Raw genomic sequence first — 14,433 nt, 5'->3', positions numbered from 1 at the left:
ATTCTTCTTTCCCTCGCTCATTGGTTCTCTTTTTTCTGCCCGATAATAAATCGCCCCATGAAGCGCCCGTCTTTTCTTTTTGTAATCTGTTCAGCCATAACCATAATTCCTCCAGTGACATGTGCATTTTATCCATATTGTTAGAATTAGATATAGTACATTTTCACAAACCAATAAAAGCAACATTGAAAAATGCCGTCTTTTATGGTATAATAAATTTAATTATAGTGTCTTAAAAAGTCAAGAATAAAATATTAGCAACTGCTTTCGGCTTTGACCTTTCTCAAAAGGATCAATTTTGAGAAAAACATTGCTTTCTTGATATGTTTATGTGAATTAAGGAGGATGTGAAAATAGTGGCAGGAAATCACTACAGTGGCAGTCTCACCAGAGAACAGTTTTTATTTTACGAAATCCGAACCGTTTCGTCATTGATACTGCAAGGGGAAAGCTGTGACGAAATATATCATGTAATATCTACTGAAAATTTGTTTCAGTTTCCGACGGAAAAGATGATAAAAAGCATCACGAACACTTGCTTTAAGCGCATTGATGCCATGAATGCGCCGGAGCTTGTATATCATCTGGCAAATGCTTCGCTGGATGTTGCAAAGCAGATCAACCTCTATGCAATCATGTGCGAAAATCGCATTGTGTACGATTTCATGACGGAGGTGATCGGTGAGAAATATCGTTCACAGGAACTTGACTTTTCTGCCAAGGATGTAAATGTGTTTTTTATGGAACTTTCCGAGAAAGTTTCCACTGTGAATGGGTGGAGCGAATCGACACGAAAAAAGCTGAAACAAGTTCTGGTGCGGTTTTTGGCGGAGTGTGGTTATCTGGAAACGGTGCGGTCGCAGAACCTGCTGCCAGTATATCTTTATCCGGAGTTGGACGAGGCAATACGTAAAAAAGGGGACGCAGATGCACTTGCTGCATTTAATTGTTTTATTTGAGGGTATAGCGATGAATCATATTATTTATCAATTGAACGAAGTAACAAAGAGATTTTCAGATGAGGTGTTTTTAAGCAACCATGGATTGTCCAACGAAGTCGGTATTCATGTATTTTGCTACGATCCCAAGGAAGAAATGCGGGTTTCCAGTTTTTTTTCGGATCTGATCCAAACGGGAAATCAGTCGTTTCATCTGAAAGAATGTGATCTATATCGGATTTTCTTGCAAATATGTGAGGAAAAGCGTATTCTGAAAAGCATTCCATCTATGGAGAAAAAGAAGGGCTCAGAATATCTCTTGAAGCAACTGCAAAAGGCAATTTCGCCGGAAGATTTTGTAAAAAAAATGCAGTATGCACCCCACGAGCATGGGGACATTTTGCTGATTACCGGTGTGGGAAAGGTTTATCCGTTTATGCGTTCCCACAATATTCTGGACAATTTGCAGCATATCTTTTCAGACATTCCAGTTGTGCTGCTCTATCCCGGTACATACAATGGACAGGAGCTTTCACTTTTTGATGAATTTCAGGACGGGAACTATTATCGTGCTTTTAATATGATCTAAGGGAGGACTTCTCATGCAATTACGAAATATCTACAAGTCAGACATCAATCGTGACATCAACGGTGTCATTAAAGTGGCACAGGACGATGAACGCTCTATGGTGCAGGAATTGTCCGAATATGTCATCACAAAGGAACTGCGGCGTCATTTCAATACTTTTTTGAATCACTATGAGCATTCGCTGGAGCAGCCGACCGACAAAATCGGTGTGTGGATCTCCGGCTTTTTTGGAAGCGGTAAATCACACTTTTTGAAGATGCTTTCTTATTTGCTTTCCAATCGTACCGTTGGCGGAAAAAAAGCAGTGCAGTATTTTGCAGATAAATTTGACGATCCGATGATGTATGCCCAGCTGGAAAACTGCGTCAAGGTTCCGACAGAAACAATTCTTTTCAACATTGATTCCAAGAGTCCTTTGACAAAAGATAAAACGGCGATCCTGCGTGTTTTTGCGAAGGTATTTTACGAGCATCAGGGCTTTTACGGCAATGATCTGAAAGTCGCAAAACTGGAGCAGTTCATTTCAAGATCCGGAAAGACAGAACAATTTCGGGAATGCTTTGCAAATATCAATGGCGGTTCATGGGAGGATTCTCGTGAGTCCTTTGCTTTTTTTGAGGATGACATTGTAGCAGCAATGTCTGAAGCACTGGACATGAGTGAAACTGCGGCACGCAACTGGTTTAACGGGGAAGAAGAGATTGAGCTGAGTATTGAGCAGCTTGTCAAGGAAATTAAAGAATATGTAGAGCGTAAGGGCAAGGACAACCGGCTGCTGTTTATGATCGATGAAGTTGGTCAGTACATCGGTTCGGATTCTGATCTCATGCTGAATCTGCAGACGATTGTGGAAGAGATCGGTACACAGTGCGGCGGCAGAGTGTGGGTCATGGTGACCTCGCAGGAGGCAATTGACAGCATTACCAAGATCAGCGGAAACGATTTCTCGAAAATACAAGGACGTTTCAACACCCGGCTGAGTCTGAGTTCTTCCTCGGTGGACGAAGTCATCAAAAAGCGTATTCTTGCCAAAACAGAAACCGCAGAACAACTGCTCCGGCAGCAATACGAAAAAAATCAACAGGTATTGAAAAATCTGTTTACCTTTAGCCGTGCGATACTGGATCTGAAAGGTTATTCCGGCGAGGGTGAATTTATAGAAACATATCCCTTTGTGCCGTATCAGTTCCGGCTGATGCAGAATGTGCTTGCAGAGATCCGGAAACACGGAAATTCCGGAAAGCATCTTTCCGGCGGTGAGCGCTCTATGCTTTCCGGTTTTCAGGAGGCAGCACAGGCGATCCAGGACAAGGATGAATATGCACTGGTGCCGTTCTATCTGTTTTATGACACTGTTCACACCTTTTTGGAAAGTTCGATTCGCCGTGTCATTGATCGTTGTCAGGACGCTGCCGATCATCATGACGGCATTGAACCATACGATGTCAATATTCTGAAGCTGCTGTACCTGGTACGCTATGTGGACGACATGAAAGCGAATGTGGAAAATATTAGTATTCTTATGGCTGAGGACATTCGCACGGATAAGATTTCCACACGCCTGGAAATTCAGCAGTCGCTGGACAGACTGGTATCGCAGAACTATGTTTCCAGAGCAGGCGATACCTATACATTTCTGACAGACGATGAACAGGACATTGCCCGTGAGATTCGGAATACGCCTGTAGATAGTGCTATTATCACAAAAGCAATTTCGGACATTGTCTTCGGGAAGCTGTTTGTCAGCAAGAAGTTCCGTTACGGCAAATATGATTTTCATTACGACCAGCGAATTGATGAAACTGTGATCGGTCAATTGACAGGTTCTATTGCACTGCACTTTATCACAGTGGCATCAGAAATTTATACAACCGATGATTCTGTTTTTCTGATGCGGTCGGCTGCTGACAATGAAGTTATGATTGTTCTGGCAGAGAGCCAACCCTATTTCAAAGAACTGGAAGATGCCATGAAGATCAGACGCTATGTCAAGAGTAAAAATGTGGCACAGCTGCCGGAAATGATCCAGAGCATTATCCGGGCAAGACAAAACCAGGCATCCGCACATGAAAAACGTGCAGAGGAACTGATTTCTGCTGCCATCACCAGCGGCAGAGTGTATGTTGCCGGTGATAAACTGACACTGAAAACTTCCTCGGTGAAAGACTGCGTCGAGCGAGCAATGGGTATTCTTGTAGAAAGCGTTTACACAAAGCTTGGATATATCAAGAAGAATTATGACAGCGACGCAGACATTCTGCAAATTCTAAGCGGCAGTCAGCAGATGACCTTCGCAGGAACGGAGTCGCCGAATGCCGAAGCTGTCAAGGAACTGTATCAGTATCTGGAAATCCAGAAAATGAAACAATTGCCGATCTCCATGGGAGATATTCAGAAACGTTATCAGGCGATCCCTTATGGCTGGCGAGAGATCGACATTGCGGCAGTTGTTGCAGAACTGATCGCATCACAGAAACTGGTACTGAAATACGGCGGTGCTGTCGTACCGTCTGGTGAAAAAAAGATCACAGAGTACCTGCGGAAAAAAACAGAAATCGACAAGGCGATCATTGCATTCAAGGTTGCACCACCCACGGCACTGATTAAAAAGTGCCGGGAATTTCTGAGCGATTATCATAACTGTACATTGGGTGCGATTCCAGACGATGAGGACGGTCTGGTTCGCTATATCACAGACAAGTTTGACGCAGAGCGGACAGAGCTTCGGGAACGGCTCGAAAAGGAATACGCTTTCTCGGCATATCCCGGAAAAAACGTGGTGGAAAACGGTGCAGCCCTCTGTGACAAGCTGCTTGCACAGAAAAACGACAGCATCGCACTGCTGAAAAAGGCAGTGGAAATGCAGGATGATTTCCTGGACTTTTCCGAGGATATTTCCGACGTAAACACTTTCTTCCGAGTGCAGAAGCGTATTTTTGACAGTGCCAGGGCGCAGGTTAAACTGGCAGACACCGAAAAAGAATATTTCCAGGCAGAGGATAATGCGCTTTCCGCCATCGCGAAGATCAGAGAGATCCTTGCCATGCCGAAACCGTACAAGCACATCAGCGAGCTGCCGGAACTGGTGCAGCAGGTGCAGGATACCTATGCAAAGTTGCTGGCACAAAAGCGTGAGGAGGTTCTCGGAGAGATTCGTGCAGCCATGGGTGAAATCTACCAGACCGCCGATACGCTCAAGCAGGGGAACATTGTCCAGCGGGCAGATGCGGCACTGACGGAAAAGCGAACCACTGCTGAACATGCGGAAAAGCTGACGAGTCTCGATGCGATGAAAATCCAGATCAGCAATATCCGGCAGCAGTATCTGCAAAAGCTGGTGGTTGTGGCAGAGCCGGACGTGGATACCGTGACCATGAGCCGCAGCACCATCTGCCACACCATGCAGCTGAAAAGCGAGGCGGACGTTGACAAATACGTTGCAGAGATCAGGAAAACGCTGCTGCAAAAACTGGATGGACACGATGTGCTGCATATTATTTGAGGTGGAATATGAACAAGAATGCGATAAAAAACTTTGCCGTAACGGCAAGAGTGACGCTGATCCAGGCGGTCACACAGAAGGCGTTTGAATATGAGATCACAGCGGACGGCAAAAATGACCCGGCACAGGAATCAGTCAACGGTCAGACGCTGACTGCCGCAGAACGCAGCCAGCGTGCCCAGCTGATCGAACGGATTCGGGCGAACGGCTTTGTCCAGACCATGGAAGAGGCAGCCTACACCTGGTTCAACCGTTTCATTGCTCTGCGGTTCATGGAGGTGAACAACTACCTGCCGTCCCACGTCCGCATTTTCTCGGACGAGAACGGCAGCTTCAAGCCGGAGGTGCTGACAGATGCGGTGAATCTGGAAATCGACGGACTGGACAAGGCACTGGTGCTGGAACTGCTGGAAAATCAGGAAAACGAACGGCTGTATCAGTACATCATCATCACCCAGTGCAACGCCCTGCACGAGGGCTTGCCGGAGATGTTCGAGCACATCGGCGGCTGGACGGAGCTGCTGTTCCCGAAGAATCTGCTCCGTGAGGACAGCGTCATCGCCCACATGGTGGAGGACATTCCCGAAGCGGACTGGCAGGATCAGGTGCAGATCATCGGCTGGCTGTACCAGTACTACAACACCGAGCCGAAGGACAAGGTGTTCGCCAATCTGAAGAAAAACGTCAAGATCAGTGCGGCGGATATTCCGGCGGCGACACAGCTTTTCACGCCGGACTGGATCGTGCGGTATATGGTGGAAAACTCCCTGGGCAGACTGTGGGCAGAGGGACACGGCAAGCCGGAACACGCCGACTGGAAGTATTATCTGGAAGAGGCGGAGCAGGAGGATGCTGTCAGGGCGGAGCTGAAACAGCTGCGGGAAAGCTATCGGGAGATACCGCCGGAACAGATCCGGATCATCGACCCGTGCATGGGCAGCGGTCATATCCTCGTCTATGCGTTCGATGTGCTGATGGACATTTACACCGCCTGCGGCTGGTCAGAGCGTGATGCGGCGGTGTCGATCCTGCGGAACAACCTCTACGGGCTGGACATCGACCGCCGTGCGTATCAGTTGGCATATTTTGCGGTGATGATGAAAGCAAGACAGTATAACCGCCGCATTCTCCGTGGGGAGAACCAGCCGAACCTTGCGAATTTCGCCGATGTCATGGGCGTGAATAACTCCATGCTGAGCGGCAGTCTGCGGCAGTTTGTGGAGCAGTTCCAGTTCGCCGACACCTATGGTTCGCTGATGACGGTGACAGCACCGGCGGGGCTGGACGAGATGGTGGCTGCATTCCATCCCACGATCGGGCTGGACGAGGTGCAGCTGAAAGCGATGGTGAAGCTTTATAAGATTCTGTCGCAGAAATATGACGTGGTCTGCACCAATCCGCCGTATATGGGCAGCTCCGGCATGAATGCGGTGCTGTCGGACTATGTGAAGAAGAACTTTCCGGACAGCAAGAGCGATTTAAGTACGTGCTTCATGGAACGGTGTGGACAACTTACATCTCAAAACGGTTATTATACAATGATCAATATTCCTGTTTGGATGTTTCTCTCTAGCTTTGAAAAGCTGAGAAAGAAAATTGAAGTTGGAAATACCTATGTAAATATGGTTCATTTTGGTCGTGGGATTTTTGGGTCGGATTTTGGAACAACTTCCTTTGTTATCTCCAAAAGACATATCAATGCGTATACTGGTGTATATCGGAGATTGTTTGAAAAACAGGGTGCTGTTGATAGTGTTGACCAGAAAGAAAAGTGGTTCTTTGAAGGAATGGGGTATTACACCGCCAAGCAGGAAAACTTCTCCAAAATCCCCGGCTCGCCTGTGGCTTATTGGGTGAGTGATAGAATATATTCTGCTTATAACTATGCTCCAATTGGCGATACTGTTATCCCAAGACATGGGTTAGCTACTTCAGATAACAATCGCTTTTTGAGACGATGGTTTGAAATTGATTTTCAAAAGGGAAGTCTGCTTAAAAAATGCGATTTCACGAAAAAGTGGTATCCAATGAACAAGGGCGGAGCATATAGAAAATGGTATGGAAACCTTGAATGGGTGATAAATTATGAGAACAATGGAGAAGAAATAAAGGAATATGCTATTGAACTTTATAAATGTTCTTCAAGAACTATACAAAATACGCAGTTTTATTTTAAAAAATCAATAACATGGTCGGCTCTTACAAGTGGTGCTTTGTCATTTAGATGGTCAGATGAAGGAGCGATTTTTGGTTCTGGAGCACACAGTGCTTTTGCAGATGAGAATATACTTTTATATGCACTAGGTTTGATGAACAGCAAGATAAATGATGTCTTTTTGAATGTTGTATCTGCAACTATGAATAAGAATGTTGACGATATTCGAGCAACTCCTTTTATAGCACCGGAAAATATGATATCAATAGTGGATGATTTAGTTGAAAATTGCGTATGTTGTTCAAAAGAAGAATATGATCTGTTTGAAACTTCTTGGGATTTTGAGAGGCATCCGCTGGTGTGAAAGGAGGAAATATATGCAGGATTTAATTGAAAAAATTCCAATTGATTTTAATACAGTTCATTGGCATACCTCTGCCGCTATTCCCAAATGCATATACAGCTTAAATGAATATGTTTACTTAGAACATCATGAGGGTGATTTTACGTTTTCTATTGATGATGTAGTGGAATCAAAATTTACATGCTTATATCGCAATTATAAATATAAAGGTGATAAAACTTCTGTTGATGAACTTATAAGTTACATCATAGGCAAGCTATCTGCAATAAGTGATATTGAAGAATGTCAATTTATTATTCCTGCTCCGAGTAATTCCAAAGAAAAAAGATTTGCAATATTAATAAAAAAATTATCAGAAAAGTTGAATCTGAAGTTCATGGATATATTGACTACAGATTTGAACTGTAAAATAAAAAATGTGGAAGTAGGTAAAAGAGGCAGCATGAGTGGCTTTATTACCTGTAAACAAAACATAGGTGAAGATGCAAAAATATTACTCATAGATGATTTTTTAGAAACAGGAACTACTCTTAGAGAGTGTGTTAAAGCAATCACTGAAAAGAACCCTCATTGTGAAATTGTTCCCGTTATATTTTTTAGAAAGCATAATACACTTAAAGAGCTTAAATAAGGAGAATAAACATGAGCACACGAATCAGTGACAAATACAAACAATGGGAATCCGAATGCGAAGCCCGTTTCCAAAAGCTAAAGGCGAACGAGGAAGAACTCAACCGCATTTTCATCGACATCTACGGCTTACAGGACGAGCTGACACCGGAGGTGGAGGACAGGGACGTGACCGTTCGCCGTGCTGACCTCACCCGTGAGATCAAGAGCCTGATAAGCTATGCCGTGGGCTGCCTGTTCGGGCGGTATTCCCTGGACGCGGACGGGCTGTGCTACGCCGGCGGCGAGTGGGACACAGGCAAGTACAAGACCATCATTCCCGTGAAAGACAACGTGCTGCCCATCTGCGATGACGACTATCTGGAGAGCGACCTCACCGGAAAGATCGTGGACTTCGTGAAAACGGTCTACGGCGAGGACACCCTGGAGGAGAACCTCAAGTTTATCGCCGACGCCCTCGGCACAAAGGGTGCAACGCCACGGGAGGTGATCCGGAACTATCTGCTCACCGGCTTCTACGCCGACCACTGCAAGATCTACCAGAAACGCCCCATCTACTGGCTGTTCAGTTCCGGCAAAAAGCACGGGTTCAAGGCACTGGTCTATATGCACCGCTGGGAAAAGACCACCGTTGCCACCGTCCGCACCGACTACGTCCACGAGCTGCAGGAACGCTACCGGACGCAGCTTTCCATGCTGGGCGAACAGCTGGAACAGGCGGCACCGTCGGAGCGTGTCAAGCTGAAAAAGCGGCAGGAGAAACTGACCGCACAGCTGGACGAGATCAACGCCTATGAGGAAAAAGTCCACCACCTTGCCGACCGCATGATCGACATCGACTTGGACGACGGCGTAAAGGTGAACTATGCGAAATTTGCGGAAATTCTGGAGAAGATAAAATGACGATAGATACCATAAACCGTTCGCTGAACCAGCGGTTCGCTGCGGAACTGCCGGACTGCTATGAACGCCGGATCATCTTCTGGTTCGACTCCGAACGGGAGTTTGAGGGCATGCTGGACGAACTGGACATTCCCGGCGTGAAGCTTCTGAAACTGACCGGCGACAATTTTTTTGCGGCGAAGATGCTCCTGTGCGAAACAGATACCCGAAGCAATTATCTGGTGTATGACCCGCTGACCTATCCTAAGCGGGAGGACAACTGGCTGCGGGATATTCAGCTGTACAGCGAGGAATTCCGTGCCGATCTGGTTTCCATGCAGATGGACGAGCTGCACATTCCCCAGACCACTCAGCTACGGCGGGCAATGAAACACTACGGCAAATTTTTCGAGAGCAAGGAACGTGCAGCGAAGCTTGTCGCCTTGGGGACGCAGTACCAGAATGCCGGACAGCTGCACATCGACATTATGGCGGTGCTGTGCAATACCAGACACAATACCGTCAACGGTGTCCTGCGTGCGATACTCTGCGATTCGCTGTACAACGAGGACAACACCTGTCTGGAGCAGATCGAAAAGTTTGGCAGCATGCAGGCACTGCAGGAGATGACGGCACGGTATACGGGCTATGCCGATGAGAAGTATGTGCTGTTTGACCTCGCCGCACATATCCTGCTGACGGCGTTTTCTGCCATCGGGGAGGAGCGTGTGCTGGCTGGGCTGGAGAAGTATCTCTCTCCGGAAAACCAGCCGGCGTGCTATGCCTTCCTTGACGAGTGGAACGCCTCGGCGGAACAGGAAAAGCTGTTCGAGACCGCCGATGACATCACAGAGCGGATGCGGCTTGTGGAGCGTCTGGAAAAGGTGGATACGGCAGTGCTGATGCGTCTGGACAGCCTGCCCTGTATCGACGAGGTAATCATTGGCAGATTTATGCAGGAGATCGCGGAGAATGTCATCAAGACAGAGGAAATTCTGGAAATCGCTGAGAGCCGACGCACATCCAAGTGGTATGGCAGATATGCCTATTTGTATGACGGGCTGTACAATATTGCCAAAATGCAGGAGTTTCACCATGCCCATATTGCAGGCTTTCACTTCGGGATATATGAGGAACTGTGGGATGCCTACTGCAAAGAGTTGTATCATATGGATACATACTATCGGCGGCTGCATATGGACTTCCGGAAAAGTCTTGTCAGTGCGTCGGGAGCGCTGGACGACCTGTTCAAGGGCGCTGTGGTCACTGCGGAGAACCTTTACAAAAACTGGTATCTGTCAGAACTGAACGGCAGCTGGAATGCACTGATCCGAGAGCTTGTTGCGGACGGATTTTCCCTGCAGGGTATTCCGCAGCAAAGCGACTTTTATCGGAGAATTGTGCAGCCAGTCACCAATGACAGCAGAGTGTTTGTGATTATTTCTGATGCATTGCGTTATGAGGTGGCGGCAGAACTGACAGAAAAGCTTTTGCGGGAAACGAACGGCACGGCGAAGCTGTCGGCGATGCAGTCGGTTTTCCCGAGTATCACCAAATTCGGCATGGCGGCACTGCTGCCTCACAAGACACTGACGGTTACTGATACCATGAAAGTGCTGTGTGATGGAGTGTCTACAGATGGGACAGAAAACAGAGATAAGATTCTAAAAGGGAAAAATCTGAAAAACTGTGCGGTGACATATGAAGCACTGCTCGCCATGAAACAATCCCAGCGGCGGGAACTTGTCAGCGGTGCAGAAGTGGTGTACATTTATCACAATATCATTGATGCAGTGGGGGATAAGGCGAATACAGAAAATCAAGTTTTTGAGGCCTGTGCCGATGCTATGGAGGAACTCAAAAATCTGGTGCGTCTGATCGTCAACTCTATGAGCGGCTCTAATATTCTCATTACTGCTGATCATGGCTTCCTGTATTCCTATGAACCGCTTGCAGAAAGTGAAAAGATCAGCACCAGTCTGGTCACTGAAGATGTTCTGGAAACGGGCAGACGGTATCTGCTCACAGACAATGCCGGCAAGTCAGATGTTCTTATGAGCATTTCTATGGAAAAGTATGCGGAAGAGTTGGTCGGTCTTACACCTTGTGAAAATGTCCGTATTCAGAAACCGGGCGGCGGCAGTAATTTTGTTCACGGCGGTGTGTCTTTGCAGGAGTGCTGTGTGCCGGTCATCACGTTCAAGAATATCTCAAAAACCTCTAAGAAATTTGTAGACATCAAGAAAGTTTCTGTCAAGCTGCTCAGCATGACAAGAAGAATCAGCAACAACATTTTTTCTCTTGACTTTATGCAGAGCGAGGCAGTTGGCGGAAAAACGGTTCCTGCAACATATGAGATCTATCTGTGTGACGAACTTTCCAATCCTGTGAGCAATGTGCAAACGCTGCTTGCCGATAAAACCAGCGAGCCGCAGGATCGGGTATTCCATGTTAGATTCACTTTGAAAAGCGTTGCGTTTGATGGAAGTGCGGCGTATTATCTGAATATTGTGGACAAGGAAACCGGCGAGATCATGGAGCGGACAGAATTTTCCGTAAAGATTGCTTTCTCCAATGATTTTGATTTTTAGGGGAAACCGCAATGAAAACAAGAAAATTTAAAGTAAAAGGCGGAATGAGAAGTCCCTGGGTGACCATACAAGGAACGACTAGGCGTGAAGTGCGGGCAAAACAAAACCGGGAAGGAAATCAGGCAGTGAAACAGCTGATCTGGGCTGGAGCGATCGGTGCAAAGATACTGTTGTCCTCCAACGGAAAAGGTCGCATATGTCATTATCGACATTCGCAAAAGCGGAATGCACCGGATTATCAGGCAGCACAGAAACAGCTGGAAATGGAACTGCACGTTCCAAATCAAAATGCAATGGGAGGAATCATCATGGATGAATTTGATAGGAAAGTAATTGCAGCATTTCCTGGCAAGTCTGTTCGTAAAGACTTGACATCCCTTATGAAAAAGGGCGCAAATGTTCCGACTTATGTATTGGAATATCTGCTGGGAATGTACTGTGCCACAGATGATGAGGATGCAATCAAGACTGGCCTGGAAAAAATCAAGAAGATTCTTAGCGAGAACTATGTGCGTCCGGATCAAAGTGATTATGTAAAATCAAAAATCAAGGAAAACGGGCAGTACACTGTGATCGATAAGGTGACTGTCAGGCTGGATGAATCTGAGGATAAATATGTTGCAAGCTTTACCAATCTGGATCTGCAGGATTTTGAGGTGAATTCTGATCTGGTAACACATAATGAAAAGCTGTTGATCGGCGGCATCTGGTGTATTATCAAGATTGAATATGTAGGGCTTGAAAAGGAAGATGATGAAGAGGAGGAATATGAAGAAGACATTTTTGACGGCAACAAAAAGAAACGCGGTAGAAAGCGGAAAAAGAAAAAGTCAAAATATGAATCGCCCTTTACAATCGCAGCACTGAAACCTATACAAATGGCAAACCTGGATCTTGACGAGATCTTCGAGGCAAGAAAGCAATTTACCAAAGACGAATGGATCACACTTCTGTTACGCTCTGCTGGCTATGAGCCGAAAGAGCTGAGCGAAAAACAGAAACTGCACTATCTGCTGCGGTTTGTGCCGTTTATTCAGAAAAACTATAACCTTGTGGAATTGGGACCGAGAGGTACCGGAAAATCGCATGCTTACAGCGAACTTTCTCCGTACTCGATCCTGATGAGCAGCGGTCATACAACGGTATCCAATATGTTTTACAATATGGCATCTCATCGTGTGGGACTTGTTGGAAATTGGGATTGTGTGGCGTTCGATGAGGTTGGCGGCATTACCAACACCTCCGGCGATATGATTCAGATCATGAAAAACTACATGGCGAACGGCAGCTTTGCAAGAGGCAGCGATTCGATCAACTCCGATGCGTCTATCGCTTTTGAGGGAAACACATTCCGCAGTGTAGAAGATATGCTGCGAACTACCAATTTATTTGAACCGTTTCCGGAGGCGTTCAACAACGATTCCGCCTTTTTTGATAGAATCCACGCCTATCTTCCGGGATGGGAAACGCCCAAACTGAGGGCAAGCTTGTTTACGAACCGTTATGGACTGATTTCCGACTGCTTTTCTGAATTCTGTCATGCCATGCGAAAGTATGATTTCACCAATTCATTTGGGGAATATTTCGCTTTGAACAATAATTTCAATACCCGTGATGATACCGCAGTCAGACGGACTTTTTCAGGACTTGCAAAATTGATCTACCCGGACGAGCGCATCGAAAAGGAAGAGGCAAGAGAATTGTTGGAATATGCGATCGAGTGCCGCCGCAGAGTCAAGGAACAGCTCCGGAAAATGAATCCGGCAGAGTTCAGTGATGTGATGCTGGGGTATATCGATCTGGACACCGGAGAAGAATTTTCTGTGGATCTGCCGGAGATCGCAAGTGGTTCCCTGATTCCGGAGAGTTTTGGAAAGCCGGGTTATGTTTATGCCATTGGAAGCTCTATTGATGGACATATCGGTGTTTACCGCTTTGAAAATAAGCTGATTGAGGGTAGCGGCAAATTCAATTTCCGGAATGTAGAGGGACTTGCGGGGGCGCCGAAAAGCGTGCGTGACAGTCTGACTGCGGCATTTCACTATTTTGTGGAGAACAGTGAGAAGCTGATCGACGGCAGCCCTTCCAGTTTTGATTACAGCTTGTATTATAACGATTTGCAGAACCGGAATGTGAGTGACGAAGTATCAGTGGCTGAGGTTGTTGGCCTGTATTCGGCACTCGCAAATCGCCCTATATTGCCTTCTATGGTGATTTGCGGCAGAGTGGTGATGTCCGGTGAAACAATGCCGGTGATTACGATGCTGGAAGATATTTTTGTTGCGGCAGTAAATGCAGGAGCAAAAAAAATTCTTCTGCCGGAAAGCAGCCGAGATAACTATATGCTCCTTTCAGATAAATTGAAAAGAGAGATTGCAGTGGGCTTTTATAAAACACCGCTTGAGGCAGCAAAGATTGCACTGGGAGTTGATCTGTGATGAAAAAATATCAATGCATTGCTTGTGGAACGGTGAAAGAAAGCAAGGAAAGCTGTACTTGTCCGGTATGCGGATATATGATGTTTCCGCAGCCGTATGAACGCAGTGAAGTAATGATCCGTGAAATACGCAGCCTTGCAGATAAGACCATTGGTCAGGAGATCGATGTGAGCACATTGGATTTTGGAAAGCTGAGGAACGATATTGACCGTTTTCCCGATTTTCAGAAAATCAAAGTTTATGTCACAAAGTCTGAGAAAACAGAGACATTTTATCGGCGGCTGAAAAACAGTGCAGAGCAGATGCAGCGATATTGAAATGCTCCCCTTTTGTTAGACAATATG

At 46.3% G+C, this 14,433-nt stretch carries 9 protein-coding genes; all 9 read left to right on the top strand.

Annotated features, from left to right (window positions below; translation table 11 throughout):
* Positions 1-347 precede the first annotated feature (347 nt).
* Positions 348-959, top strand: coding sequence for a DUF1819 family protein (locus RUMCAL_RS13380; protein WP_021683523.1), 612 nt, complete (start codon positions 348-350; stop codon positions 957-959).
* Positions 928-1,527: a DUF1788 domain-containing protein gene (locus tag RUMCAL_RS13375; protein ID WP_021683522.1), complete on the top strand. Its 600-nt coding sequence runs from the start codon at positions 928-930 to the stop codon at positions 1,525-1,527. Before RUMCAL_RS13380 ends, RUMCAL_RS13375 begins: the two co-directional genes overlap by 32 nt.
* 13 nt (positions 1,528-1,540) lie before the next feature.
* The gene (brxC, locus tag RUMCAL_RS13370) at positions 1,541-5,029 is read left to right on the top strand and encodes a BREX system P-loop protein BrxC (protein ID WP_021683521.1); all 3,489 of its coding nucleotides are present in this window, start codon (positions 1,541-1,543) and stop codon (positions 5,027-5,029) included.
* Positions 5,030-5,037: 8 nt separating this feature from the next.
* Positions 5,038-7,548, top strand: a complete 2,511-nt coding sequence (gene pglX, locus RUMCAL_RS13365) for a BREX-1 system adenine-specific DNA-methyltransferase PglX (protein WP_021683520.1) — start codon at positions 5,038-5,040, stop codon at positions 7,546-7,548.
* 13 nt (positions 7,549-7,561) lie between these two features.
* Positions 7,562-8,179: a phosphoribosyltransferase family protein gene (locus tag RUMCAL_RS13360; RefSeq protein ID WP_021683519.1), complete on the top strand. Its 618-nt coding sequence runs from the start codon at positions 7,562-7,564 to the stop codon at positions 8,177-8,179.
* 11 nt (positions 8,180-8,190) lie between these two features.
* Positions 8,191-9,081 (top strand): BREX-1 system adenine-specific DNA-methyltransferase PglX, encoded by an 891-nt coding sequence (locus RUMCAL_RS13355; RefSeq protein WP_021683518.1) that lies wholly within the window; start codon positions 8,191-8,193, stop codon positions 9,079-9,081.
* Positions 9,078-11,651, top strand: a complete 2,574-nt coding sequence (gene pglZ / locus RUMCAL_RS13350; protein ID WP_021683517.1) for a BREX-1 system phosphatase PglZ type A — start codon at positions 9,078-9,080, stop codon at positions 11,649-11,651. Before RUMCAL_RS13355 ends, pglZ begins: the two co-directional genes overlap by 4 nt.
* Before the next feature lie 125 nt (positions 11,652-11,776).
* A complete protein-coding gene (gene brxL / locus RUMCAL_RS13345; protein WP_242823521.1) occupies positions 11,777-14,089 on the top strand; it encodes a BREX system Lon protease-like protein BrxL in 2,313 nt (770 codons plus the stop codon).
* Positions 14,089-14,406, top strand: coding sequence for a hypothetical protein (locus RUMCAL_RS13340; RefSeq protein WP_021683515.1), 318 nt, complete (start codon positions 14,089-14,091; stop codon positions 14,404-14,406). Before brxL ends, RUMCAL_RS13340 begins: the two co-directional genes overlap by 1 nt.
* Positions 14,407-14,433: the final 27 nt, after the last annotated feature.

It is taken from the genome of Ruminococcus callidus ATCC 27760 (assembly GCF_000468015.1).
GTDB classification, from domain to species: domain Bacteria; phylum Bacillota; class Clostridia; order Oscillospirales; family Ruminococcaceae; genus Ruminococcus_C; species Ruminococcus_C callidus.
This window is presented reverse-complemented; position numbering and strand designations above follow the sequence as displayed.